We start from the raw sequence: 25,902 nt of genomic DNA, 5'->3' as shown, positions 1-25,902 counted from the left end.
TAGACCGTCCGCGTGATCCAAATCACAATTCCGCCCGGATTGTGCGACGAGGTTGCCAGTCCCGCGCGTCAGCGGATACCTTCCTAGGGTCCAGATAACGTTATGGTCACGATACGAGGACATTCCAGGTTGCCCCAGCACCGTTTTGCCACGCCCTCTGCCGTAACAGCAGGCATCTTGAGGGTGAGTCGCGCAGCAGGCGCCCGGTCGGCGGAGCCCCATCGCACCGAAGTCACGGAGATCCTCCCGCTCGACGGCTTTGACTTCGACGACCTCGATTTCGGCGATTCCTTCGAAGACGTCGGCGATCATGCCGGCCTGGACTTCAGCAACGACTCGACGTTCGACAACGAAGCGCAGGTCCTGCTCGCACCGGAACTCGATGACCTCCACGAGACCGACGATCTGAGGCCGCAGTGGCTGGCCGCGCCTGCCACCGAGATGTTGCCCCGGGTCACCGTCGAGCCCCGCGCCGAGCGGCGGCTCGACCGTCCGCGTGCCGCCGACGTCGCCGGCGCGCCCCGCCGCGGCGGGCAGCACCGCAAGGAGCCCACCAGCGCGGCCCGCGGTCGCCTGCTGATCTCGGCGATGGCCGCCGGCGCCGCCGCCGCGGCCGCTCACTCGGCCACCAGCCACGCAGACACTCCCAAGACCGAGGCGGTGCTGGCCGCCAACGCGTCCGCACTCAGCGGCGGGTCGGGCAACAGCACCGTCCGCGGCCCCCAGGTGATCGCCGTGGAGCCCGCAGCCACCGCGGCGCTGCACAACCAGGAACTCGCCAAGGGCGTCGCCTTCGCCAACGACCGCGCTCAGCGCGAGGCGCGCTTGCAGCAACCGCTCTACGTGATGCCGACCAAGGGCATATTCACCTCCAACTTCGGTTACCGCTGGGGGGTGCTGCACGCCGGCATCGACCTGGCCAACTCGATCGGCACGCCGATCCTGGCCGTATCCGACGGCGTCGTCATCGAAGCCGGCCCGGCCGGCGGTTACGGCATGCTAGTCAAGCTGCGGCACGCCGACGGCACGGTCACGCTGTATGGCCACATCAACACCACCTTGGTCAGCGTGGGCGAGCGCGTGATGGCCGGCGATCAGATCGCCACCATGGGCAATCGCGGCAATTCCACCGGTCCGCACCTGCATTTCGAGGTGCTGCAGGGCGGCACCGAGCGGATCGATCCGGTGCCGTGGCTGGCTAAGCGTGGTCTTATGGTCGGCAACTACGCTGGTTGAGGTGACCGCGCCGAACGAACAACCTTCCGGTCCGCGTCCGCCCGAACCTACTGCAGAGCCCTCGTCGGACTCCGACTCACGGACGCGGATCATCCGCCGCGCACCGACGGGACCGATCCCCACCACCCCGGACTCTCCGACTAGTCAATTCGTTCCGCCGCCCCCGCCGTACCGGGGTGGCCCGCGTGCGGGCCGGGCGGGCTATGCCGGAGTGCCGGCCCTCGAGCCCACCGATCGCACCGCCGTCGCCGCCTGCGCGGTCAGCATCGTCAGCGGGTGGGCCACCTCGGTGGTGGCCACCGATCTGATCGCGGGCTGGTGGCGCACCGATCGCCTGTTCTGCACCGCGGTCGCGTTTCTCGCCCTGGTGTTCGGCGCCACCACCATCACGGGCGTGATCGCACTGCTGCAACGCCGACCGGTCAGCCGCTACCTCCTGATGGCCGGCGCGCTCGTCGCTTTCCTCACCTACATCGGCGTGTTCATCGCCGGAGCCCGCGTGGCGTGGGTCGTGCACCTGCTGCCGCTGCTGCCGATTTCCACGGTGGTGCTGGTGATGCTGCCGCAAACCAAACGCTGGCTGGACGCCTGACTTTCGCCGAACGTGCACTGGCGGCGAAGGTTTCGCGATTTTTTCGCGCTGAATGCACGTTCGACGCGGTTGGTCGCCGCCGGGCTAGAGCTTGCTGATCGGGGCGTGGTTGTGCATCAGCTTGACCCGTCCCGAGCTGCCGAAGTCGATCAGCGACATCGCCGATTCGCCGACGCCGGACACTTCCTCGACCCGGCCCAGGCCGTACTTGTCGTGCGTAACCCGGTCACCGGGCTCGAGCACCAGGAGCGGACGTTTACTCATCCCGGAACGAGTGGGCGCCGCGCGCGGCGTGCCGAATCGTCCGGCACCACTCACCGGCGCGCTGAACGACGGGGTCGGCGCGGTGCGGCGCCATTCGATCAGTTCTTGCGGAATCTCCCTGAGGAAACGGGATTCCGGGTTGAGCATGGGCTGTCCCCAGGAGGACCGGACGATGGCCCTGCTCACGTACAGTCGCTGCCGGGCGCGGGTGATGCCCACGTATGCCAGTCGCCGCTCCTCAGAGAGTTCGGTCGGGTCGTCCAATGACCGCATGTGGGGGAACATCCCGTCCTCCCACCCGGTGACGAACACCACCGGAAACTCAAGGCCTTTCGCGGTGTGCAGGGTCATCAGCGTGACCATGCCGGCGCCATCCTCGGGAATCTCGTCGGTGTCGGAAACCAGCGACACCCTTTCCAAGAACTCCGCCAGCACACCCGTATCCGGCACGTCCTCGTCGTCGGGCGTCTGCAGCGACTCATCCAACGCTTCGGCATTCGCGCGGTCGGTGCTGAATTCGTGTGCCACACTGACGAGTTCGTTGAGGTTGTCCAGCCGCGCCAGTTCCTGGGGATCGGTGGAGGATTCCAGCTCCCTGCGGTACCCGGTGCGTTCGAGCACCGACTCGACCAGATCACCGAGATCGTCATCCAGGCGGCCCCGTAGCTCGTCGAGCAGCTCGACGAAGCCCGCGATCGCCTTCTCCGCGCGGGAATTCAGCATCGGCACTTTGCCTTCGGCCGCGGCGACGAGCGCGTCGGCGAAGCCGGCCCCGGTGTTCTCGGCGTACACCGCGACGCAGGCCTCCGCGCGATCCCCGATGCCGCGACGCGGGGTATTGAGGATGCGCCGCATGCTGACCGCGTCCCCGGGGTTGTCCAGCACCCGCAGATAGGCGACGATGTCGCGAATCTCCTTGCGCTCGTAAAAGCGCACTCCCCCAACGACTTTGTAGGGGATTCCGGCGCGGATGAAGACCTCTTCCAACGATCGCGACGAGTTGTTGGTTCGATAGAAGACGGCGACGTCGTTGTAGGTGATCTCGCCCTTGTCGGCGAGCGCGTCGATCTCCTCGGCGACGAAGCGGGCCTCGTCATGCTCGTTGTCGGCGACGTAGCCGACGATCAACTCGCCGGCGCCTTCGGCGGTCCATAGGCGCTTGTCGCGGCGCCCGGAATTGCGGGCGATGACCGAGTTGGCCGCCGACAGAATGTTCTGCGTCGAGCGGTAATTCTGTTCCAGCAGAATGGTCGTCGCGTCCGGATAGTCGCGTTCGAAGTCCTCGATGTTGCGGATGGTGGCGCCGCGGAACGCATAGATCGATTGGTCGGCATCGCCGACCACGCACAACTCCGCGGGCGGCACGTCGTCGGACGATTCCGGTGCTTCTGAACCGCCGCGGCCGACCAATTCCCGCACCAGCACGTACTGGGCGTGGTTGGTGTCCTGGTACTCGTCGACGAGCACATGACGGAACCGCCGGCGATAGTGCTGGGCGATCTGCGGGAAGGCCCGCAGCACCGCCACGGTCTCCCCGATCAGGTCGTCGAAGTCCAGCGCGTTCGCCGTCCGCAGCCGCCGCTGGTACTCGCCGTAGACGCTGGCCACCGTGCGGGACAACTCGTCTGAATCGTCGGTCAGCTTGGAGACGGCGTCGGCCGGGTCGATCAGCTCGTTCTTCAGGTTGGAGATGGCGTTGGCCAGCAGCCGCGGCGAGTAGCGCTTGATGTCGAGCCCCATGTCGCGCCCGATCATCTGCAACAGCCGCCGCGAATCGTCGGCGTCGTAGATCGAGAAGTTGGAATTGAGGCCTTCGATCAGGGACGCCTGGTTGCGCAGGATGCGTACGCAGGTCGAGTGAAACGTGGAGACCCACATGGCGCGGGCCCGGTTACCGACCAGCCGCACGACCCGTTCCCGCATCTCGGCCGCGGCCTTGTTGGTGAACGTGATGGCCAGCACCTGGCCGACTCCGACCCCGCGCGCCGCGATCAGATAGGCGATGCGGCGCGTCAACACCGCGGTCTTGCCGGATCCCGCCCCCGCGACGATCAGCAACGGGGAACCCTCGTGCACCACCGCCTGGCGCTGTTGCGGGTTGAGCCCTTCGAGGAGTTGGTCGGCTTCGGAGGCATGCGGGGATTGAGGGGCGTGCGGGCCAGGAAACGCGCTCGTCACAGCGTTGGTGAGGTATCCGGTCATGACGTTCCTAACCTACCGCCAGACTGTGACACCCGGTGCAACCCGCGCCTTGGCGCCATGCCTCGGAATAAATACGAACGAGGGTGTATTAATTACACTGCGGTCTGTCTCACCCACTGACAAGGAGATTGCGATGGCCACCTACACGTCCGAGACCACTCTCGGCGATGTCATCACCGCCGACCCCTCCCGCACCCGGATGCTGGACCGCTTCGGCATCGACTACTGCTGTCATGGTCAACGCTCCGTCGGTGAGGCATGCGAGGAGGCGCAGATCGACGTCGACGAGGTTCTCACCGCGTTGAACGGCGAGGAGCCCGGTGCGCGGGCCGATTGGGCGGACATGGCCGACGCAGCATTGATCGAGCACATCCTCGACACACACCACCGGTTCCTGTGGGACGAATTCCCGCGGATGTCGGCGCTGGTGGACAAGGTCGCCCGAGTGCATGGGAAAAGCCACCCCGAACTCGGGCAGGTCCGAAATGCGTTCGGCGAACTGCGCGAAAGAGTCGAGCCTCATCTGCGCAGGGAGGAGGACGCGATCTTCCCCGGGTTGCGCACCCGGGGTGACGGCGCGGTCTCCGGTGAACTGCGCGCCGCGCTGGAGCAGAACATGAAGGAACACGACGTCGCCGGTGAATTGCTGGCAGAGCTGCGGGAGCTCACCAGCGGCTACACCGCGCCCGCGGATGCCTGTGGGTCGTACACCGCGATGTTGGCCGGTCTGCGAGAGATCGAATCCGACCTGCACCTGCATGTGCACAAGGAAAACAACGTACTGTTCCCGCGGGCGCTCGCCATAGTGTGATCCCGCCGGAGCCGGGACTGACCGTGTCAACACCGCGGTCTTGCCTGAGCCGGCTCCTGCCACGATCAGCGGCAGTGAGCCCTCGGGCACTACCGCCACGCATTCGGCTGCGTCCACACTCTTTTCAGTCCAAACTCGCCGCCGCCCAGTGACGCAAAGCGCCCAGGCGTCACGCCAGGCTAGTGCTTCGGCCGGCTCCGGCCGCGCCACGCGGACTACCGACGAATTCGGCGTGTCGGAATGTAATTATCAATCCCTTTTCGGGCGGGTGCCGTAATTGCACCCGAGTCCAAAAAGCGCAGCTTAAACACGTTTTTTTGCGCGTGCACCGTTTTTAGTGGCACACTCAATTCGTGCTCAATGTGCAGTGTCGACGACGCTCCGCGACCCGGCAGTGGCGTCGCCGATTCCCCTACGGGTGCCCATCCCCGGTGCCCGTGGTCTAACTGCTTCCGCAGAGTCCCGGGCCCGCCTTCGGCACCCGGGGCTCGTCTTCAGTGAGGCCCGAACTGCATGAGTCCAGAACCCACACAGCACGACGAAGGCGCGGAGGCAGCAGAGATGAACATCGAGACGGTGGAGACCCCAGAGGCCACCGACATCGACGACTTACGTCACGAGATCGATCGGCTCGACGCCGAGATCCTCGCCGCGGTCAAACGGCGCACCGAGGTGTCACAAGCGATCGGCAAGGCCCGGATGGCTTCGGGCGGCACGCGCCTGGTCCACAGCCGCGAGATGAAGGTCATCGAGCGCTACAGCGAGCTCGGCCCCGACGGCAAGGACCTTGCGATACTGCTGCTGCGGCTGGGCAGGGGCCGGCTCGGTCACTGACCCGCGCTCACCGCTGTACCTGGCTCGTTCACGTCAGAGCCCATAGGGTCGAAGCATGACCCGCGTCGGCGACGATGCAGAGCGAAGCGATAACGAGGAGCGCCGCCTATGACCTCCGTGCATACCCTCCCTGACATCACCGCCACCCCGGCGTGGGGTGCCCTGCGCAGGCATCATGAACAAATCGGCGCTACCCATCTGCGCCAGTTCTTCGACGAGGATCCCGATCGCGGTCGTGAGCTGACCGTCTCGGTCGGCGACCTCTACATCGACTACAGCAAGCACCGGATCACGCGAGAAACGCTGCGGCTCTTGGTCGATCTGGCCCGCACCGTGAACCTCGAAGAGCGCCGCGACCAGATGTTCGCCGGCGTGCACATCAACACCTCGGAGGATCGTGCGGTGCTGCACACCGCGCTGCGACTGCCCAGGGACGCCGAACTGATCGTCGACGGTCAAAACGTCGTCGAGGACGTGCATGCCGTGCTGGACAGGATGGGCGACTTCACCGACCGGCTGCGCAGCGGCGAATGGACCGGCGCCACCGGCAAACGGATCGGCACCGTGGTCAACATCGGCATCGGCGGGTCGGACCTCGGCCCGGTGATGGTTTACCAGGCCCTGCGCCACTACGCGGACGCGGGCATCTCGGCGCGCTTCGTCTCCAATGTCGACCCCGCCGACCTGATCGCCGCCCTGGCCGACTTGGACCCGGCCACAACGCTTTTCATCGTTGCGTCGAAGACGTTTTCGACCCTGGAAACCCTGACTAACGCGACGGCCGCGCGCCGCTGGGTGACAGATGCCCTCGGCGACGCCGCGGTGGCGCAACACTTCGTGGCCGTCTCCACCAACAAGCGCCTCGTCGACGATTTCGGGATCAACACCGACAACATGTTCGGATTCTGGGACTGGGTCGGCGGCCGCTACTCCGTGGACTCGGCGATCGGGCTGTCGGTGATGGCCGCCATCGGCCGCGAAGCGTTCGCGGACTTCTTGTCCGGATTCCACATCGTCGACCGGCATTTCAAGACCGCCCCGCTGGAGTCCAACGCGCCTGTGCTGCTTGGCCTTATCGGCCTGTGGTATTCCAACTTCATGGGCGCGCAGTCGCGCGCGGTGCTGCCCTACTCCAACGACTTGGCACGTTTCGCGGCCTATCTGCAACAGCTGACCATGGAGTCCAACGGCAAGTCGACCCGCGCGGACGGCAGCCCGGTCACCACCGGCACCGGTGAAATCTTCTGGGGCGAACCGGGAACCAACGGGCAGCACGCTTTCTACCAGTTGCTGCATCAAGGCACCCGGCTGGTGCCCGCCGACTTCATCGGCTTCAGCCAACCGATCGACGACCTGCCCACCGCCGAGGGCGACGGCAGCATGCACGACCTGTTGATGAGCAACTTCTTCGCCCAGACCCAGGTGCTGGCCTTCGGCAAGACCGCCGAGGAGATCGCCGCCGAAGGCACGCCCGCGGATATCGTGCCGCACAAGGTGATGCCGGGGAACCGGCCGTCGACGTCGATCCTGGCCGACCGGCTCACCCCGTCGGTGCTCGGCCAGCTGATCGCCCTCTACGAGCATCAGGTTTTCACCGAGGGCGTGATCTGGGGCATCGACTCGTTCGACCAATGGGGCGTGGAGCTGGGCAAAACTCAGGCCAAGGCCCTGCTTCCGGTGCTCACCGCGGACACCTCGCCGGCGCCGCAATCGGATAGCTCGACCGACGCCCTGGTCCGCCGTTACCGCAGCGAACGAGGCCGCACCAGCTAGACGGATCTCAGGCGAACATCTTGGTCAGCTGAGGCGGCAGCACCCGCATCAACTGCACCAGCGGCGCCCACGGCCACCACGGCACCACCGCCCGGCCGGGCTCGCGCTCCATGGCGGCGACGAGCGCGTTGACGCCAGTTTCGTTGTCCACCATCAACATTGTGCTGTTCGACTTGGCCGTCATCTCCGACTCGATGTAGCCGGGTTCGATGACCGAAACCTTGACGGGACCCTTGGCGTATTCGGCGCGCAGCGATTCGCCCAGCGAGCTCAGGCCGGCCTTGCTCGCCGCGTACGCGGCCTTGACGCCGGGCACGCCCTTGTTGCCGAGCACCGACGAAATCAGCACCAGGTGGCCCGAACCGTTCTTGTTGAACATCTCCAGCGCGGTCTCGATCTGCACCAGCGCGGCCACCAGGTTGGTCTCGAGGGTCGCCTTGTTCGCCCACAACTTGCCGGAGCCGAGTTTGGCGCCCTTGCCGATGCCGGCGTTGACGATGATGCGGTCGATGCCGCCCAGCTCGTCGCTGAGTTCGGCAAACACTTTGGGGACGGCCTCATGGTCGTTGACGTCCAGCGCGGCGACCACGATCGTGACGCCCGGATACTTCTGCGTCAGCTCGGCTTTGAGCTCATCGAGCCGGTCGGTGCGACGCGCGCACAGGGCGAGGTCGCGGCCCTTGGCGGCGAAGGCGCGCGCCATGCCGGCGCCCAGCCCCGAGCTGGCACCCGTGATGAGGATCTTCTGGCGAGTCATCGGGGCAGCATATCGACAGGTGTCAAGTCCTGGACGGGCGACTACTTCAGCAAACGCGACATCCGCCGGTCGGCCAGGATCTTGCCCCCGGTCTGGCACGTCGGACAATACTGAAAAGACTTGTCCGCGAACGACACTTCGCGCACGGTATCACCGCACACCGGGCAGGGCAGCCCCGTGCGGGCGTGCACACGCAGTCCGGAGCGTTTCTCACCCTTGAGCGTGGCCGCGCCCTGGCCGACGGATCGGCTCACCGCGTCGGTGAGCACCGTGATCATGGCGTCGTGCAGCACGGCGAGCTGCTTCTCGGACAACTTGCCGGCGGTGGCGAACGGCGAGATCTTCGCGACGTGCAAGATCTCGTCGCTGTAGGCGTTGCCGATGCCGGCGATCACCTTCTGGTCGGTGATGACGGTCTTGATCCGCCCGGTGTTGCCGGCCAGAACGCGGGCCAGATCGTCGGGGCCAAGGTCCAGCGCGTCCGGCCCGAGGGCGGCGATCTGGGGGATCTGCTGCGGGTCGCCCACCAGCCACACCGCCAGCCGCTTCTGGGTGCCGGCCTCGGTGAGGTCGAAGCCGGGCGCCTCCCCGGGGGTGCCCAGGTGCACCCGCAGCGCGATTGGTCCCTTGCCGGGGCGCAGCGGAGCCGCGGCCAGCTTGTCGGACCACCGCAACCAGCCGGCCCGGGACAAATGAGCGACCAGGAAAAGCTCATCGGTCCGCAGGCCCAGGTATTTGCCCCAGCGGTCGGCCCCGACCACGGTCTGGCCGTGCAGCGCGCTGATGGGCGGGTCGAAGGTCTTCAGGACGGACAGGGCGGCGATGTCGACGCGGCCGACCGTCAGGCCCACGGCGTGGCGCCGTAGATGGTCGGCCAGCGCTTCGATCTCGGGCAGTTCCGGCACGGGTTCAGTCTGCCGGTCGGAGCAAATAGGTGTCCATGATCCAGCCGTGCCGGGCGCGGGCCTCCTCCCGCAGCGAAACGATGCGGGATCCCACCTCGCCGATTGTGCCGGCGATGAGCAGTTCGTCGTCGGTGCCCAGATAGGCGCCCCACCAGATCCGGGTTTCCGGGGGGCACACCTGGAACGAGCAGTCCGCGTCGAGCATCACGACGGCCGATCCGGAGGCGCCGTGCGCGCGCAGCTGCCGGCCCGTGGTGATCAGAACGGGTTCGCCAACCTGGTTGAGCGGGATGCGATGCCTTGCGGTCAGCGCCTGCACCGCGGTGATGCCCGGGATCACGTCGAACGTGAAATCGACCTGCGCGGCTTCTACCTTGATGGCCTCGAGGATGCGCAGGGTGCTGTCGTAGAGCGACGGGTCGCCCCAGGCCAAGAAGGCGCCGACGCCGTGCGGACCCAGTTCGGCCGCGATGGCCTCGGCCCAGATTCGTGCGCGTGCGGCATGCCAATCCGCGACGGCGACGCGGTACTCGGTGTCGTCTGCGCGCTTGGGGTCGGGCAGCTCGACGAACCGGTACCCCGGTTCGCGGATGAATCGGGCGCAGATCTCGCGTCGCAGCGCCACCAGGTCGCTTTTCTGCTCACCCTTGTCCATCGCGAAAAACACCTGTGTGTCGTTGAGCGCCTCGATCGCCTGCACGGTCACATAGTCGGGATCGCCGGCGCCGATGCCGATGACGTGGATGTGCCGGCCCACTGAACCCTCCTGACGTGCGTCGCTGCTCAACCACATTGCCGAATCGATACCGCAAAGGCCTAGTCGGGACCCGAAGTACCCAGTACCATGGGTACTGACTAAGCACCCAACGGAGGGACGTCAGGGATGACCCGCGCCGAGACGATGCAGAGCGAAGCGACGAGGAGCGGCGCCATGACCGCCGCGCCGAAGTCAGGTGGGCCGAGTCGTGAGGAGTTCTCCGAACGGCTGCTGAAGGGCTCGGTCAAGAAGTCCTATGAGCCCGTCGTCGACATCGACTGGGACGCTCCACTCGACCCGGACAAGTTCTACCTGCCACCGCGGTTGGTGTCGCTGTACGGCACCCCGATGTGGGACGAGATGACCCGGGAACAGCAGATCGAGCTGTCCCGCCAGGAATTGGTCAACACGCTCTCGGCCGGAATCTGGTTCGAGAACATGCTCAACCAATCATTGCTGCGCACGATCCTGCACGAAGACCCGACCAGCAACTCCACGCATTACAAGCTGACCGAGCTGGGCGACGAGACCCGCCACATGGTCATGTTCGGCAAGGCCATCGAACGCATCGGAGCAAAACCGGTGCGCCCCAGGCTGTTTCACCGGATGATCATCAACTTTCTGCCGCTGGCGTTTCAGCGTGGCTCCATGCTGTGGGTCGCCGCGTTGATCGGTGAGGAGATCTTCGACTCGCTGCAACGGCAGATGATGGATGACCCCGAACTGCAGCCAATCATCCAGCGGCTCATGCGTATTCACGTGACCGAGGAGGCGCGACACATTCAGTTCGCGCGCGACGGCGCGCGCAAACGCGTCGCCGAAATGCCTCGGTTCAACCGCTGGTTCATGGCCAACATCAACGGGCTGGGCGGCTACTTCTTCAACTATCTTTTCAGCAACCCGGTTCCTTATGCGCGGGCGGGCCTCGACCCGCAGCGGGCCCGAAAGATCGCACGCACCAGTCCGCATCGCCGCGACGTTCAGATTGCCGGCTTCGCTCCACTGGCGGCGTTTTTGACCGAGGTGGGCTTGATGGGTCGCCTCGCGCGCCGCGGTTGGAAGCGCAGCAGGTTTCTGTGACGCCTTCGCGTCTCGGCGGCGAATCCCGCTGCCACATCGCCATTGTCGGCGCGGGCGGCGGCGGTCGCAGCGCCCGTGACGGGTTGTCGGGCGCCGGTTTCACCGACCTGATCCTGCTCGACCAGCCCGGCCAGGACGTCCGCCATTCGCGGTTCGACGACGCCTCCGACACTTGGCTGTTGACCACCGGCGACGGCGAGATCGTCCGGGCCGATGTCGTCGTCGCCGCCGGGCGGGGCATTTATGTCCCGTGGCTGCCGCGCATCGCCGGGCGCGACGAGTTTCGTGGCGAGTCGTTTCACGCGGCGGCGTGGGATCCGGCATTTGACCCGTCCGACAAGCGCATCGCGGTCATCGGCACCGACGCCACCGCCGGCTACCACCTCGCCCGACTGGTCGAAGTCGCCGCATCCGTCACCGTCTTCGCCCGCGCACCCCGGCGCGTTGTCACCGACGTGCCGCTGTGGTCCGCGCGCGCCACGCGCTGGCTGCGCCGCCGCGCCCGCCCGAGCGCGTCGCGGCCGTCGGTGCTGATCGCTTCGTCGACGATCGAGGCGGTGACCGCGTCAGGGGTGCGCACCGGCGACGGTGTCCACCACGGCGCCGACGCCATCATCTACGGCACCGGATTCTCGATCCCCGATCACGTCGCCGACGAGACGCTGACCGGCGCTGGCGGGCTGCCCATCCGGCAGGCCTGGCACGACGGCATGGAGCCGTTCTGCGGGGTGGCGGTTCGCGGGTTTCCCAACTACTTCTTCATCACCGGCCCCGACCCGGGCGCGCAAGCCCGTTACATCGTCGAGTGCCTGAAGCTCATGACGCGCACCGGCAGCGGGCGTATCGAGGTGCGCGCCAGCAGCCAGCATGTCTTCAACGAACGCGCCCAACTGCGACCCGCCGAAGCGCCACCGGTGGCAACCGCGTTCGATCTTTCGGCCAGCGCGCCGGCCGGCGACGACACCTACGACGGCGCCGCCACGCTCGAGATCGCCGGCAACCGCCATCCGGTCCGGGTCCGACTCACCGGCCATCTGGACCCGATCGACGGGCGCTACCACTGGCAGGGGACGGTGTTCGCCTCGCCGTCCGACGACCTCAAACAGGTGCGGACGGCCACGCTGACGGTGGGTGAGCGCAGCGCGCCGGCGCGCATCGTCGAACGGACGCCCTGGGGCACCCACTCGGTCGCCGGCGTGGGCGCTCCCCCCTACGCGCTGAGCAACGGGTGAACCCGCACCGCGCCGGCGCCTGAGGCCAGCTCATTACCGCAGGGAACGCCCTGTTTCCGGGCCATACCAGAAAGTTTGGCTACGCCCGCTGTGTGGTAACCCCGAGGAACAGCGCGTGCTGGGCAATGAACTCCATGGTGCGTTCGGGGCGGTGCGGATCGGCGCCTCGACGGGCACGGAGGGGGGCGCATGATTCATTCGATGCGGGTCTGCGGCGTGAGTCCGGGGGGATCCCGATCGCGACCTGCCGCTTCTGCGTGCGTCGACGCGGGTTTGCCGCAAACTAGACTTTTGCCGCTGAGGGCGGATACTCAAGCAGTCGGCCCGGCAGAACACAAGGAGCGGGAAATGAACCCGGACGTCCCGATCGAGCTGGGATGAGCCCGGTGGCTGAGTCGGCCAGCTCGTTGGCCGTCGCGACGCGGACGGATGACTCGATAGCCGTTCTGACCGTCGACGGCGTGCTGGATGCCGCCAACTCCACCGCATTGCGCGACCGCCTCATCAAGGCGACGTCGGACGGTGCCACCGCCGTGATCGTCGATGTCTCCGGGCTCAAGCTGAACGCCGAACCGGCGTGGTCGACCTTCATGGGCGCCTACTGGCAGATCGGCAGCGCGGCCCACGTTCCGATCGTGTTCGTCTGCACCAATCGGGCGGCCCGCGAGGCGATCACCCGCAGCGGGATCGCCCACTTCATGCCGGTGTATTCGAGCCAGAAGGCGGCGATGAAGGCGCTCGGCCAGAACGGCCGTCGCGCCGTGCGGCGCGCCGATGCCCAGCTGCCCGCCGACCTGACCAGCCTGCGCGAGTCGCGGCGGCTGGTCCGCGAATGGCTCACCACGTGGTCGCAGGCCAAGCTCATCCCCGTCGCGTTGGTGGTCGTCAACGTGTTCGTGGAGAACGTGCTGGAACACACCGCCAGCGTCCCGGTCATGCGGCTCGAGACGCAGGGCACGGCGGCGACCATCGCGGTCTCCGATGCCAGCAACACGCCCGCCGTGCGGCTTCCGTCTCCGGCGAAGGGCATCGACGTCTCCGGGCTGGCGATCGTCGACGCGTTGTCCCGCACGTGGGGCAGCACGCCGAGGGCGTCCGGCAAGACGGTGTGGGCGGTCATCGGCCCCGAGAACCAGCTCTGACTCGTTCCAATCTGTTCTAGCCACACCGATCCGCCGGTTGTGCTGAAACTAGAACACGTTCTAATGTCGTGGGACGACCCCTTCAGGAAGGCAGATGACGTGCGGTTTACCTACGCAGAGGCGATGACTGACTTTCGGTTCTACGTCCCGCTGGCCAAGGCGGCCGAGGCCGCCGGCTACGACGCCATGACGATCGCCGACAGCATCGCCTACCCCTTCGAATCCGACTCGAAGTACCCCTACACCCCGGACGGCAACCGCGAGTTCCTGGACGGCAAGGAGTTCATCGAAACCTTCGTGCTGACATCGGCATTGGGTGCGGTCACCTCGAAACTGCGGTTCAACTTCTTCGTTCTCAAGCTGCCCATCCGGCCACCGGCGTTGGTGGCCAAGCAAATTGGGTCACTGGCCGCGATGACCGACAACCGGGTGGGTTTCGGCGTCGGCACCAGCCCGTGGCCCGAGGACTACGAACTGCTGGGAGTCCCCTTCGCCAAGCGCGGCAAGCGCATGGACGAATGCATCGAGATCATCCAGGGCCTCACCTCCGGTGACTACTTCGAATTCCACGGCGAGTTCTACGACATCCCCAAGACCAAGATGACGCCGGCTCCGACCAAACCGGTCCCGATCCTGATCGGCGGTCACGCCGACGCGGCGTTGCGGCGCGCGGCCCGCCTGGACGGCTGGATGCACGGCGGCAGCGACCCCGAAGAACTCGACCACCTGCTCGCCAAGCTCAAGCGGTTCCGCGAAGAAGCCGGCAAGACCGGGCCTTTCGAGATCCACGTCATCTCCGCCGACGCCTACACCGCCGACGGCATCAAGCGGCTCGAGGACAAGGGCGTCACCGATGTCATCGTCGGCTTCCGGATCCCCTACATCAAGGGCAAGGACACCGAGCCGCTGGAGAGCAAGATCCGCAACCTGGAGATGTTCGCCGAGAACGTAATCGCGAAGCTCTGACTCTCACAACGTATCCCACCGCGGCGCGCGCTTTTCCATGTGAGCCTTGGCGGCCTCGACCGGGTTGTTGGTGAAACCGCTGAGGATCTGGGTGCGGTTCTCGATCTCGATGGCATGGCGCAGGCTGGGCGCATCCAGCGCCGCGTTGAGCCCAATCTTGGTCTGCCACACGCCATAAGCGTTGTTCTCGGCAATCGAGCGGGCCAACTTGAGCGCGGTAGGCATCAGCTCGTCGGGCGCGACGACCTCGTGCACCAGCTTGATGCGATAGGCCTCGGCCGCGTCGATGATGCGGCCGGTGAGCATGAGTTCGCGTGCCACCCCCGCACCGACGATCTTCGGCAGCAGGTAGCTGGTGCCCATGTCCATCGACGAGAAGCCGGCCTTGATGAACACCGAACCGAACCGCGCATGATCCGAGGCGACCCGGATATCGCTGACCAACGTGAACGCCAGGCCGCCCCCGACGGCGACACCGTTGACCGCGGCGATTACCGGAATGTCCAGCTCGTAGATCCGGGTGTACAGGTTGGCCAGCCGGACCTGGCCGTCGTAGTTGACCTTGAACGCCGGGGTGGTCGGCTTGTTCTCGGTCCACGGCTGCCCGGTGCCGCTCAAATCCGCGCCGGCGCAAAATCCCCGGCCGGCCCCGGTCAGGATCGCCACCCTGAACTCGCCGGTGCCAAGCGCGTCCAAGGCGTCATCGACGCCGTCGATCAACGAGCCGTCGATCGCGTTGAGGCGTTCGGGCCGGTTCAAGGTGATGCAGGCGATGTTGTCCTCGAGGGTTTCCAGTTTCACTGAAGGCATACCGAGACCGTAGGCGACCGATCGGGCATACCGTGGTTTGGCCACACATCGAAGGAGCAGCCATGGCACGAACCGAAGGTGACACCTGGGACCTGGCCAACAGCGTGGGCGCCACCGCCACCATGGTCGCCGCGGCGCGGGCGGCCGCCACCAGGCGCGCGCGACCGGTCATCACCGATGAATTCGCCGAGCCGCTGGTGCGCGCCGCCGGCATCGATCTGTTCACCAAGCTGGCGACCGGCGAAATCGATTCCTCCGACATCGAAGAGGGCGTCGGGTTTTCGCGGTTCGTCGACACCTTCGCCGCGCGGGCGCTGTTTTACGACGACTATTTCGCCGCGGCCGGGCAGGCCGGCCTGCGCCAAGTCGTGATCGTGGCGTCGGGGCTGGATTCGCGCGCCTATCGGCTGCCATGGCCCGCGGAGACGACGGTGTACGAGATCGATCAGCCCGAGGTGATCGCGTTCAAGACCGCGACGCTGGCCGAGATCGGCGCGGCCCCAACCGCCGAATTGCGCACCGTGGGTATCGATCTGCGCGAGGATTGGCCGGCGGCCCTGCGGGCGTCCGGTTTCGACCCGGGCGAGCCGACGGCGTGGCTGGCCGAGGGAGTGCTGATCGGATTCCTTCCGCCCGAGGCCGAGGTGCGGCTGCTGGACGCGATCATTCCGCTGTCCAGCGAGGGCAGCCGGTTCGCCGCCGACTTCGGGGCCGTGGCCGGGACTTCGCCGGAGGCGCTGGAGAAATCGCGGCTCATGGCCGAGGGGTGGCGGCGGCAAGGGCTCGACCTGGACATCACCGCGTTGACCTATCCCGGGGAGCACACCGACGTGGCCGCGCATCTACAGGCCAACGGGTGGGAGACCACCGAATTCCGACTCGCCGACCTGTTTTCGGCGGCGGGCCTGCCGGGATTGGGGGAAGCCGAGCACCAGGCCCCCGCCGCCACGATCAGCTTCGTCCGGGCGGTGCGGACCTGACCGCGAGAGTGCAACTGGGGCCAGCTCGTCTCGAGAAATGCGTTGATAGTGGCACGTTCGCGGCGACGAAGACGGTCACGAGGTCCGTTTGGCCAGCCATTCGGCCTGCATCACGAGCAGGGCCATGACCTCCAACTGCGGTGTCTGCGGGTCGAGTTCGCGGTATCGCTGGTAGACGTTGACGACGACGCGCTCGGCGTCCAGCCAGGACGCGTACTCGCCGAGATCGATGGTGTCGGAGGCCTCGGCCCACGACAGACCCTTGCGGTACGCGGCCTCGGCCTGTTCGGCGACATGCACGAGATAGCCACGCACCGAACGGATCCCATCAGGATCGGTAACCGGACCGTGGCCCGGCACGACCGTCGGCGCGTCCAGCGCGATCATCGCGTCACAGGCGGCGACCCAGTTGGCGATAGGGCCGGCCCACACGATGGGTGTGCAGCCTATGAACAACAGGTCGCCGCCGAACAGCACCCCCGCGTCCGGCACATGCACCACCGAGTCGGCGGCGGTGTGCGCGGGACCCAGGTTCAGCACATCGATGCGCCGCCCACCCACCTCGATCGCAAGGTTACGTTCGAACGTCTGATCCGCGTTGCGCAGCGTGATGTTGCTGAAATCGAAGTGCCCGAAGCGTTCTCGCGTGTACGGTGTGGCGACCGGGCCGAGGTTGGCCGTCTGCGCCATGGCCAGCATCTCCGGGGCCATCCCGTGCTCGATCTCCTCGGCCGTCCCGCGCGCGGCGATGATCCGCACCGAGGGGTCGAGCAGTTGGTTGCCGTGCGTGTGGTCCCCGTTGGAGTGCGTGATCACCGCGTCGGCGATCGGCGCGGCCGCGGTGTGGGCCTGCATCGCCGTGAGCATTTCGCGGGTCAACGCCAGGTCGAACAGGGTGTCCACCAGCAGGGAAGCGCCGTCGCCGGCGATGAGACCGGCGTTGCTCCATCCGTAGCCGCCGTCGGGCAGTGTCCAGGCCCACACCCGGTCGCCGACCTCGTGCAGCCCGCGGGTGTAGGGCACCCGCGCGCGGGCGGGGTTGACTCGCGGCGGGGCGGGGGTGGCGTCCGGATTCGGCCGCGCGGCCAGGGGGTGCGGCGCACCGCTGGCGCGCACGGTTTGCCGGGTCTCCCCCAGCCCTTCGACCTGGAGCGTGACGACGTCGCCGTCGTGTAGCCAGCCCGGAAACGATTCCAGGGCTGCGGGATTGAGGTGCTCGACCAGCGTGCAGGTGGGCACGGTCCCGGAGCCGATGACGTCACCGGGTGCGAGGGTGACGCCGCGCGACGCATAGGAGATGACTTCGCCGAAGGTCCAGTCCATCTGGGTGGTCGACCCGGAACCGATGACGACGTCGTTGACCAGGGCGGTGACCCGCAGGTTCAGCCTGCCCGGATAGGAGGGGTGGGCATACCGTTCGAGCTCGTCGGGGGTCACCAGATAGGGGCCCAGCGTGACCCCGCTGTCTTTGCCCTTGCCCTGCCCGATCCCAAGTTGACTCTCCATCTGCTGCAGATCGCGGGCGGACCAGTCGTTGAAGATCGTGTAGCCGATGATCGCCCGTTCCGCCTCTTCGACCGTGAGGTCCTTGCCCCCGGCGCCGATCACGGCGGCGATCTCCAATTCGAAGTCCTGCCACGCGCTTCCGGGCGCCGTCGGGGCGTCGTCGTACGGACCCAAAATCGTTGCCGGGCAGGCGAAGTAAAAGGCCGGTATGCGGTACCAGGAATCGCCGAGCGTCCGACCGGCGCCCAGCGCGGCCTGGCAGTTGCGCATGTGGTCGAGGAAGCACAGGGAATCGCGGATGGACGGCGGTCGTGGGATCGGTGCCAGCAATCGCACCTCCGCCAGCGAGGCCGCCGCCGGGGACCGTTGCGCATCCTCCCCCGCCTGCCGCAATCCGTCGGCACCGCGGGCGACGAGATCGAGGAGCGTCACGCCCGATGGCAGCGCATAGATCGCATCACCTGCCAGGACGCCGACACGTTCTGCGCCCGAACTGTCTTGGTAGGTAACCCATTTCACTCGCGCACCACCTCACTTGCCTCCTTGTCCGGTCGCAGCCCGCGCCAACTCGATTGGCGTAACCGGTCATCCGGGGTCCACTCGCTGTAGCGCACCTCCCCGACCAGCACCGGCCGCACGTACGTCACGCCGCGAGCTTCGCTTCGGGGAAGCGGTGGGTCGAAGGGGGATTCGTCGGTGTGCAGCGGCGCCAGCGTCTTCTTCAACTTGGCCAGGTCGCGTTCGGTGAACCCGGTGCCGACGCGCCCGGCGAAACGCAGCCCGCCCGCGCTGGGGATACCCATCAGCAGTGAGCCGATGCCGCTGCTGCGTCCGCCTTCGCCGGCTTTCCAACCGCCGATGACGATCTCCTGAGTGTTCCAGTGCTTGTCCTTGATCCACGACGACGAACGGCGGCCCGGCTGATAGGTGGAGTCGCGCTTCTTGGCGATCACTCCCTCCCAGCCGCGCTCCCCGGAGTGCTCCAGCGCCTCTTTGCCGTCACCGGGCAGCAGGTCGGGGACGATGAGCTTGCTGCCAGCTGCCAGCATTTCCAGCAACTTTCGCCGATCGCGGTAGCGGGCCCGCAGCAACGAACGGCCGTCGAGGTAGAGCAGGTCGAACGCCCAGAATTCGACCCGTGAGCCCTTGCCGCGGTTTTGCATCTCGTGGAAGTTGGGCACCCCGGAGGAGTCCAGCACGACGGCCTCGCCGTCGAGCACCACATGATGTTCGGCGAGACCGTCTGCCAGCCAACGGAGTTCACGGTACTCCTGGGTGACTTCGCGGCCGCGCCGCGACCGTACCCGAAAGGAGCCGTGGTCGATTTCGATCAGGAGCCGGTAACCGTCCCACTTGCCCTCGAACGCCCACTGGCCTGCCTTCAGTGCCGTCACCGAGCCGTGGGTGGCGAGCATGGGGGCGATCGTGTCGAACTCGAAGACCTTCTGGTCCTTCATCCGGTGCGCCAGCCACTGGTCGCCGTTGGTTTGAATCAGCGCGTAGCGGCCGGAGATCTTGGCGCCGTGCAGGTTGACGATGACCTCATCGTCGAGGAACTTTTCGGCGTCGTAGGTTCCGGAGTCCCAGATGATCACCTTGCCCGCACCGTATTCGCCCTTGGGGATGACGCCCTCGAACCCGCCGTATTCGAGCGGATGATCCTCGGTGTGGACCGCCAGGTGGTTCACCGACGGCGTTTCGGGCAGGTTCTTGGGCACCGCCCAGGACACCAGCACGCCGTCGCGCTCCAGCCGGAAGTCGTAGTGCAGCCGCCGCGCATGGTGCTCTTGAATGACGAAGGAATTCCCTTGCCCGACAGCGGGTTTTGTCACCGGGACCGGCTCCGGGGTCTTGGACGCGTCGCGCATGCTGCGGTACTTGGTCAGCCGATCGGGCACCGGGGCTTGCTTATCCGAGGCGTCCAGCTCCGCAAGCAGATCGCCGTCGCGCGCGACCCGGGCCAGGACTTCGTCGTACCGCAACTGGCGCAGCGACGGGTCGTCGAGTTCGTCCCAGGTGCGCGGCGCCGCGACGGTCGGATGTTCGCGTCCGCGCAGCGAGTACGGCGCGATCGTCGTCTTGGAGCCGTTGTTCTGGCTCCAGTCCAAAAAGATCTTCCCCGCCCGCAGGCTCTTGGTCATGGTCGAGGTGACCAGCTTGGGCATCGTCTTTTCCAGCTGTTGCGCAACGCGTTTGGCCAGTACCGTGGCGCCTTTGCTGCTCACCGGCTCGTCGAGCGGCGCGTACAGGTGCAGGCCCTTGCTGCCGCTGGTGAGCGGGAAGGTGGTCAGTCCGATCCCGGCCATCAGGTCGCGGACGGCGCGCGCCACCTTGGCCATCTGGGCCATCGTCACGCGTTCACCGGGGTCGAGGTCGAACACCAATCGCGTCGCCGGGCCCGGTTTGAGTTCTTCGGCCCGGCTGCGGGTCCACTCGGCGACGAATCGCCACTGCGGCACGTGGACTTCCAGCGCCGCCTGTTGGGCGATCCAGGCCAGGCCGGCGGGGTCGTCGATGATCGGATAGGTCGTCGTTCCGGATCGGTGGGTCACGCTGGCGCGTGGCAGCCAGTCAGGGGCCGACGAGGCCAGTTGCTTTTCGAAGAAGGATTCCTGTTCGACGCCGTTGGGCCAGCGTTTGCGCGTGGCCGGACGCGCGGCGACGTGGGGGATCATCACCTCGGCGATCTGCGTGTAGTAGTCGAAGATGTCGCTCTTGGTGGTTCCGGTGGCGGGATACAGCACTTTTTCGGCGTTGGTCAGCTTGACCCGCGGCCCCGCCGTCGAACTCATACTGTGAGTCTATGGGCGCCGCGCTGGTCATAGGTGAAGCGCTGATCGACAGGGTCGAGCGGCGCGGCACCGTCGAGCATGTCGGCGGCAGCCCGCTCAACGTCGCGGTCGGGCTGGCCCGGCTGGGTCGTGGCGTCGACTTCTTGACCCATATCGCCGACGACGAACCCGGCCGGCGCATCGCCGAGCACCTGAAATCCTCTGGTGTGCAACTCGTTCCGGGAAGCGTCTCGGCCGAACGCACGCCGACCGCGGTCGCGACGATTGGCGACGACGGCTCGGCCGCTTACACATTCGACCTGCACTGGCGCGTCTCCGGTACGCCCGAGGTCGCGCCGCCGCTGCTGGTGCACACCGGGTCGATCGCCGCCGTGCGCGAACCGGGGTGCTTGGCGGTCGCGTCGCTGCTCGAGGCTTATCGCATCTCGGCCACGCTGAGCTTCGACCCCAACGTGCGGCCGTCGCTGATCGACGACCGGGACGCGGCGCGGACCCGCATCGCGCAGCTGGTCGAGCGCAGCGACATCGTCAAGGTCAGCGACGAGGACCTGAGGTGGATCGACCCCGACCACGAGCCGCAGCGCACGGCGCGAGGCTGGCTGGCCTCGGGACCCGCGATCGTCGTCGTGACCCTGGGCGCCCGGGGCGCCATGGCGTTCTGCGCGGCCGGCAATGCCCGGGTCGGGGCCCGGCCGGTCGGGGTCATCGACACCGTCGGCGCCGGCGACGCGTTCATGGTCGGCTTACTGGATGCGCTGTGGGCAGTGGGTTTGTTGGGCGCCGACCGGCGGGCCGCCCTGCATCGGATAGGCCTCGACGAGCTCAGGGCGGCACTCGAAGCCGCCAGCCTGGCGTCGGCGCTGACGGTCTCGCGGGCCGGCGCCGATCTGCCCGACCGCGCCGCGCTGCGCGCCCAAGCAAACCGGCGCCGCTAGCGTCTCGTCGGACGCCCACGCGTAACGCCAGGGCGAAAATTCGAGCGCAATCTCGCCGTCCCGTTACGCTCGCGGGCTTCTGAGCAGCGGCGCGACGGCGCGGATGCTGTTAGGCAGCGAACAGTATGGGCATACTGACTTACATGCGCTCCATCTGGAAGGGTTCCATCGCGTTCGGGCTGGTGAACGTCCCGGTCAAGGTGTACAGCGCCACCCAGGACCACGACATCAAATTCCACCAGGTACACGCCGAGGACAACGGCCGCATCCGATATCAGCGCGTGTGCGAGGTGGACGGCGAAGTCGTCGAATACCGTGACATCGCCCGGGCCTACGAATCCGATGACGGCCAGATGGTCATCATCACCGACGACGACATCGCCACCCTGCCCGAGGAACGCAGCCGAGAGATCGAGGTGCTGGAGTTCGTGCCGGCCAGCGATGTGGACCCGATGCTGTTCGACCGCAGCTATTTTCTGGAGCCCGACTCCAAGTCGTCGAAATCCTATGTGCTGCTGGCCAAGACACTCGCCGAGACGGACCGGATGGCGATCGTGCATTTCACGCTGCGCAACAAGACGCGGCTGGCGGCGTTGCGGGTCAAGGACTTCGGCAAGCGCGACGTGATGGTCATCCATACGTTGTTGTGGCCCGACGAGATTCGTGACCCGGACTTCCCGATTCTCGACAAGAAGGTCGAGGTCAAGCCCGCCGAGCTCAAAATGGCCGGGCAGGTAGTGGATTCGATGGCCGAAGAATTCAATCCCGATCGCTACCACGACGACTACCAGGAGCAGCTCCACGAGTTGGTCCAAGCCAAACTCGAAGGCGGAGAGGCGTTTACCACCGAGGAGAAGCCCAAAGAGCTGGATGAGACCGAAGACGTCTCCGATCTGCTGGCCAAGCTGGAGGCCAGCGTGAAGGCGCGCTCCGGGGGCGGTGACGGCAAGGCGCCCGCGAAAAAGGCACCCGCGAAAAAGACCGCCGCCAAGAAGGCACCGGCGAAAAAGACGGCCGCCAAGAAGGCTCCGGCCAAGAAAGCGGCCGCGAAGTCCTGACCCGACACCCCTCGCTCAGCGTTGGCGGGTCGCCAGAAAGCGGGTGGCCGCGGCAACGACGTTGATCACCGCGACGATGATGATCAGTGTCAGCGCCGCACCCCAGATGCGCAGGAATCCGGCATGTTCGGGGTTGGTGAGTTCGGTGTAGATCAGCAGCGGCAGCGAGGCCATGTTGCCGTGGAAGATGTCGAAGTTGATCGACCGGCTGTAGCCGACCAGCACCAGCACCGGCGCGGTTTCGCCGATCACCCGCGCGATGGACAACAAGATGCCGGAAACGATGCCGGGCATCGCGATCGGAAACACGATCCGCACGATGGTCTTCCATTTCGGTACACCCAGCGCGTAGCTGGCCTCGCGCAGGTCGTCGGGCACCAACCTGAGCATTTCCTCAGCGGAGCGCACCACCACCGGCAGCATCAGCAGGACCAAGGCGAGCGACACCGCGAAGGAACTCTGCTGGAAGCCCAGGGTGGCGATCCAGAGGCTGAAGATGAACAGCGCCGCGACGATCGAGGGGACCCCGGCCAGCACGTCGACCATGAACGTGGTCAGCCGCACCAGGCGGCCCGAACCGTATTCCACCAGGAAGACCGCGGTCATCAGGCCCAGCGGCACGGCCAGGGCGGCAGCCACCCCGGCCTGCACCAGCGTCCCGTACAGCGCGTGGTAGACGCCGCCGAGGAACTGTTCGGGCAGCACGCCGTGCAGCGAGTGGGTCCACCACCCCGACCGCGTCACGGCGTACCAGCCTCGTTGGATCACGATCGACAGCACCCAGATCAGCGGCACCAGCGCGATGAGGAACGACGCGAGGAAGAAGATCGTCGCGGCGTTGTTGGTGATCCGCCGCCGGAAGCTGAGCGGCCGGAACACCTCGGCCTTGACCGGCCGGTCGAGCGCGTCAACCGTCATGAGCCCGTCATCCGTTGACCTTGCCGCCGGCGATCGCGCGGGCCAGCGCGTTGACGATGAACGTCAGGACGAACAGGGCGAATCCCGCCGAGATGTAGGCGCCGGTGGGCAGCGGGGCGCTGAACTCCGCGGCCGCCGACGCGATCTTGGAGGCGAACGTGTAGCCGCCGTCGAACAGCGACCAATGCCCCGGGCGCGCGGCCGAACGCAAGATGATCAGCACCGCCACCGTCTCGCCCAGCGCGCGTCCCAACCCCAGCATCGACGCGGCGATGACGCCGCTGCGGCCGAAGGGCAGCACGGTCATCCGCACCACCTCCCACTTGGTGGCGCCCAGCGCCTGCGCCGCTTCCATCTGGATGTGGGGGGTCTGCCGAAAGACCTCGCGCGAGACGGAGGTGACGATCGGCAGGATCATCACCGAGAGCACAACACCGGCGGTGAAGATGGTGCCACCACCGGCCAACGACACGTTGCCCTGCTTGAACAGGAAAAACCACCCCAGGTGCCGGTTGAGAAACGCCGCCACCGGCTCGATTTGGGGGGCGAGGACGAAGATTCCCCATAGCCCGAAGATGATCGACGGCACCGCGGCGAGCAGGTCTACCACCGCGCCGAACGGGCGCGCCAGCCGCTTCGGCGCGTATTGGGTGAGGAACACCGCGATACCGACCGCAATGGGAACGGACAGGACCAGCGCGGTCAGCGAACTGAGCACGGTGACCATGAGCAGGTCGCGGATGCCAAAGGCCAGCTTGTGGGGGTTGCTGGTGCTGAACTCGGCGCTGGTGAAGAAGTTTGCGTGGTTGACCCGCAACGACGGGAGCGCGCGCAGCAACAGGAAGACCGCGATCAACAGGATGGCGACCACGATCGTCGAGCCCGCGGTGGCGGCGACCAGCTTGAACAGCCGGTCGCCCCGCCGCGCCACGCGCGCACTCAGCGCCGTTGATGCCGGCTCTTCCGCGGTCGACGGGCTGGTTGCTGTTCCTCGTGTCACGACCACCTCAGGCTATGTGATGGCGTTGATGGAATCAGACAGTCTCGCCTTGAACGCGTCGGGAATCGGGATGTAGCCATTGTCGGCCAGGCCGTTCTGCCCGGCCCCGATGGTGCTTTGCAGGAATCCCTTCACCGCCGCACCGACCCCGGAGTCGGGGTACTTCGAGCACACGATCTCGTAGGTCGCCAGCACGATCGGGTAGGAACCGGGCTGCTTGGGCTTGTAGAACGACAGCGTGTCGAGCACCAGGTCGTGACCCTGGCCGGAGATTTTGGCCCCAGCAATCGTCTTGCCCACCGATTCGGCGCTGATCGACACCGCGTCCGGGCCGGCCGAGGTGACGATCTTGGCCATGTTCAGTTTCTGCGCCTGAGCAAACGACCATTCGTTGTAGGTGATGGATCCTTCGGTGGCCTTGATCGCCGCCGACGTCCCGTCGTTGCCCTTGGCTCCCTCGCCGACGCCGCCTTTGAAGGTCTTTCCGGCGCCTTTGCCCCACGCGCCGTCCGCCGCGGCGTCGAGATATTTCTGGAAATTGTCGGTGGTGCCGGACTCGTCGTTGCGGAAGACGACGTGAATCGGCACGGCGGGCAATGCAACGCCGTGATTGAAGGCTTGGATCGCGGGGTCGTTCCACGTCGTGATCGACCCGTTGAAGATTTTGGCGGCCGTTGGCCCGTCGAGGCTGAGCGAGTCCAGACCCGTCACGTTGTAGGTGATCGCGATCGGGCCGAAGACGACCGGTAGATTCCAGGCCGGCGAACCGCACCGCTGCTGGGCGGCAGCGTATTCGTTGGCCGCCAGGGGCGAGTCAGAGCCGCCGAAATCCGTTTGGTTGCCGTTGAATTCGCTGATTCCAGCACCCGATCCGTTGGCGGTGTAATTCAGCGTCTGGCCGGGGCAGGCCTGCTCGAACGCGTTGACAAAGCGGGTCATCGCATTGGCCTGGGCCGTGGATCCGCTGGCCTTGAGCGCCTTCTTTCCGCCGCAACTCACCTTGCCCGACGACGAGCCGATCGGCCCGCTGGCGCCGGTCCCGTTGTTGTCGCTTCCGCACCCCGACAACGCCAGCACGCCGACTCCCAAGACACTCAGCACGGCGCCAAATCGGTTGAGTTTCAATTCGCTTCCTTACGGTGGGGATGAAACATGAGCGCCGCCGGTCAGTTAGCCATGGCCCGCCGACCAGCCCGTCGCGCAGCCACGAACGTAACAGTAACAATTGAACGTTGAGCAAACTTTTCGGCGATCGACGCTGAACGCGCGGGCTGCCCTTTGCGACGTCGGCGGCAGCACACCGTGACGTCGTCCGGCCGGCGTTCGTCAGCAAAGACCTCGTCCGGCCCCTT

General features: G+C 66.5%; 22 protein-coding genes and 2 pseudogenes. 12 read left to right on the top strand and 12 right to left on the bottom strand.

What is annotated here, in order from left to right:
* Positions 1-183: 183 nt before the first annotated feature.
* Positions 184-1,236 (top strand): M23 family metallopeptidase, encoded by a 1,053-nt coding sequence (locus G6N26_RS22540; protein WP_083018030.1) that lies wholly within the window; start codon positions 184-186, stop codon positions 1,234-1,236.
* A gap of 1 nt (position 1,237) precedes the next feature.
* Positions 1,238-1,828: a hypothetical protein gene (locus G6N26_RS25945; RefSeq protein ID WP_179960250.1), complete on the top strand. Its 591-nt coding sequence runs from the start codon at positions 1,238-1,240 to the stop codon at positions 1,826-1,828.
* An 84-nt stretch (positions 1,829-1,912) separates the two neighbouring features.
* Here G6N26_RS25945 and pcrA read toward each other — a convergent pair whose 3' ends face one another.
* Entirely contained in the window at positions 1,913-4,294 is a 2,382-nt protein-coding gene (pcrA, locus tag G6N26_RS22530) for a DNA helicase PcrA (RefSeq protein WP_067167848.1), read from the bottom strand.
* Between the two features lie 133 nt (positions 4,295-4,427).
* Between pcrA and ric the strand changes: the two genes are divergently transcribed.
* Positions 4,428-5,105, top strand: a complete 678-nt coding sequence (gene ric, locus G6N26_RS22525) for an iron-sulfur cluster repair di-iron protein (RefSeq protein ID WP_083018028.1) — start codon at positions 4,428-4,430, stop codon at positions 5,103-5,105.
* A gap of 15 nt (positions 5,106-5,120) precedes the next feature.
* On the opposite strand, the pseudogene G6N26_RS26620 reads toward ric, so the two are convergent.
* Positions 5,121-5,201: pseudogene (locus tag G6N26_RS26620) on the bottom strand (UvrD-helicase domain-containing protein); the annotation flags it as partial.
* A gap of 417 nt (positions 5,202-5,618) precedes the next feature.
* Between G6N26_RS26620 and G6N26_RS22520 the strand changes: the two are divergent.
* Positions 5,619-5,939, top strand: a complete 321-nt coding sequence (locus tag G6N26_RS22520; protein WP_082991330.1) for a chorismate mutase — start codon at positions 5,619-5,621, stop codon at positions 5,937-5,939.
* Positions 5,940-6,047: 108 nt separating this feature from the next.
* Positions 6,048-7,712 carry a glucose-6-phosphate isomerase gene (gene pgi / locus G6N26_RS22515; RefSeq protein ID WP_067167854.1) on the top strand — a complete coding sequence of 555 codons (1,665 nt, stop codon included), beginning with the start codon at positions 6,048-6,050 and terminating at the stop codon, positions 7,710-7,712.
* 7 nt (positions 7,713-7,719) lie between these two features.
* Here the strand turns inward: pgi and G6N26_RS22510 are convergent, their stop codons facing one another.
* The 4 genes and pseudogenes from G6N26_RS22510 to cobF form a co-directional block, all read right to left on the bottom strand.
* Positions 7,720-8,469 (bottom strand): SDR family oxidoreductase, encoded by a 750-nt coding sequence (locus G6N26_RS22510; RefSeq protein ID WP_067167857.1) that lies wholly within the window; start codon positions 8,467-8,469, stop codon positions 7,720-7,722.
* 41 nt (positions 8,470-8,510) lie between these two features.
* A complete protein-coding gene (locus G6N26_RS26250; RefSeq protein ID WP_225323352.1) occupies positions 8,511-8,978 on the bottom strand; it encodes a zinc finger domain-containing protein in 468 nt (155 codons plus the stop codon).
* A 153-nt stretch (positions 8,979-9,131) separates the two neighbouring features.
* Positions 9,132-9,374 (bottom strand): annotated as a pseudogene (locus G6N26_RS26370) (DNA-formamidopyrimidine glycosylase family protein); the annotation flags it as partial.
* A gap of 4 nt (positions 9,375-9,378) precedes the next feature.
* Complete coding sequence (cobF, locus tag G6N26_RS22500) at positions 9,379-10,131, bottom strand: precorrin-6A synthase (deacetylating) (protein WP_083018086.1); 753 nt, start codon at positions 10,129-10,131, stop codon at positions 9,379-9,381.
* A 174-nt stretch (positions 10,132-10,305) separates the two neighbouring features.
* Here cobF and G6N26_RS22495 point away from each other — a divergent pair, with 174 nt between their 5' ends.
* The 4 genes from G6N26_RS22495 (at position 10,306) to G6N26_RS22480 (ending at position 14,551) form a co-directional block, all read left to right on the top strand.
* On the top strand, positions 10,306-11,211 hold the full coding sequence (locus tag G6N26_RS22495; RefSeq protein WP_083018082.1) for an AurF N-oxygenase family protein: 906 nt from the start codon (positions 10,306-10,308) through the stop codon (positions 11,209-11,211).
* Positions 11,212-11,465: 254 nt separating this feature from the next.
* Positions 11,466-12,443 (top strand): DUF4873 domain-containing protein, encoded by a 978-nt coding sequence (locus G6N26_RS22490; RefSeq protein WP_232067626.1) that lies wholly within the window; start codon positions 11,466-11,468, stop codon positions 12,441-12,443.
* Positions 12,444-12,820: 377 nt separating this feature from the next.
* On the top strand, positions 12,821-13,585 hold the full coding sequence (locus G6N26_RS22485; protein WP_067167862.1) for an STAS domain-containing protein: 765 nt from the start codon (positions 12,821-12,823) through the stop codon (positions 13,583-13,585).
* A gap of 99 nt (positions 13,586-13,684) precedes the next feature.
* Complete coding sequence (locus tag G6N26_RS22480; RefSeq protein ID WP_083018080.1) at positions 13,685-14,551, top strand: LLM class flavin-dependent oxidoreductase; 867 nt, start codon at positions 13,685-13,687, stop codon at positions 14,549-14,551.
* 3 nt (positions 14,552-14,554) lie between these two features.
* Here the strand turns inward: G6N26_RS22480 and G6N26_RS22475 are convergent, their stop codons facing one another.
* Positions 14,555-15,361, bottom strand: a complete 807-nt coding sequence (locus G6N26_RS22475; RefSeq protein WP_083018024.1) for an enoyl-CoA hydratase/isomerase family protein — start codon at positions 15,359-15,361, stop codon at positions 14,555-14,557.
* 62 nt (positions 15,362-15,423) lie between these two features.
* On the opposite strand from G6N26_RS22475, the gene G6N26_RS22470 reads away from it, so the two are divergent.
* The gene (locus tag G6N26_RS22470) at positions 15,424-16,341 is read left to right on the top strand and encodes a class I SAM-dependent methyltransferase (RefSeq protein WP_083018022.1); all 918 of its coding nucleotides are present in this window, start codon (positions 15,424-15,426) and stop codon (positions 16,339-16,341) included.
* A gap of 75 nt (positions 16,342-16,416) precedes the next feature.
* Here the strand turns inward: G6N26_RS22470 and G6N26_RS22465 are convergent, their stop codons facing one another.
* Both G6N26_RS22465 and G6N26_RS22460 read right to left on the bottom strand, forming a co-directional pair.
* Positions 16,417-18,366, bottom strand: coding sequence for a fumarylacetoacetate hydrolase family protein (locus tag G6N26_RS22465; protein ID WP_083018020.1), 1,950 nt, complete (start codon positions 18,364-18,366; stop codon positions 16,417-16,419).
* Positions 18,363-20,639 (bottom strand): ATP-dependent DNA ligase, encoded by a 2,277-nt coding sequence (locus tag G6N26_RS22460; protein WP_083018018.1) that lies wholly within the window; start codon positions 20,637-20,639, stop codon positions 18,363-18,365. Before G6N26_RS22460 ends, G6N26_RS22465 begins: the two co-directional genes overlap by 4 nt.
* Before the next feature lie 11 nt (positions 20,640-20,650).
* Between G6N26_RS22460 and G6N26_RS22455 the strand changes: the two genes are divergently transcribed.
* Positions 20,651-21,574: a carbohydrate kinase family protein gene (locus G6N26_RS22455; protein ID WP_083018016.1), complete on the top strand. Its 924-nt coding sequence runs from the start codon at positions 20,651-20,653 to the stop codon at positions 21,572-21,574.
* A gap of 143 nt (positions 21,575-21,717) precedes the next feature.
* A complete protein-coding gene (gene ku / locus G6N26_RS22450; RefSeq protein WP_083018014.1) occupies positions 21,718-22,632 on the top strand; it encodes a non-homologous end joining protein Ku in 915 nt (304 codons plus the stop codon).
* A gap of 15 nt (positions 22,633-22,647) precedes the next feature.
* Here the strand turns inward: ku and pstA are convergent, their stop codons facing one another.
* From pstA to pstS, 3 genes are all read right to left on the bottom strand, one after another.
* Positions 22,648-23,550 carry a phosphate ABC transporter permease PstA gene (gene pstA / locus G6N26_RS22445; protein ID WP_067167880.1) on the bottom strand — a complete coding sequence of 301 codons (903 nt, stop codon included), beginning with the start codon at positions 23,548-23,550 and terminating at the stop codon, positions 22,648-22,650.
* A 7-nt stretch (positions 23,551-23,557) separates the two neighbouring features.
* Positions 23,558-24,493 (bottom strand): phosphate ABC transporter permease subunit PstC, encoded by a 936-nt coding sequence (gene pstC, locus G6N26_RS22440; RefSeq protein ID WP_263644193.1) that lies wholly within the window; start codon positions 24,491-24,493, stop codon positions 23,558-23,560.
* Between the two features lie 69 nt (positions 24,494-24,562).
* Positions 24,563-25,675, bottom strand: a complete 1,113-nt coding sequence (gene pstS, locus G6N26_RS22435) for a phosphate ABC transporter substrate-binding protein PstS (protein ID WP_083018012.1) — start codon at positions 25,673-25,675, stop codon at positions 24,563-24,565.
* Positions 25,676-25,902: the final 227 nt, after the last annotated feature.

The organism is Mycobacterium marseillense (assembly GCF_010731675.1).
Lineage (GTDB): Bacteria > Actinomycetota > Actinomycetes > Mycobacteriales > Mycobacteriaceae > Mycobacterium > Mycobacterium marseillense.
Note: the sequence above shows the minus strand (reverse complement) of the source record. Positions and strands in the feature narration are given on the sequence as shown.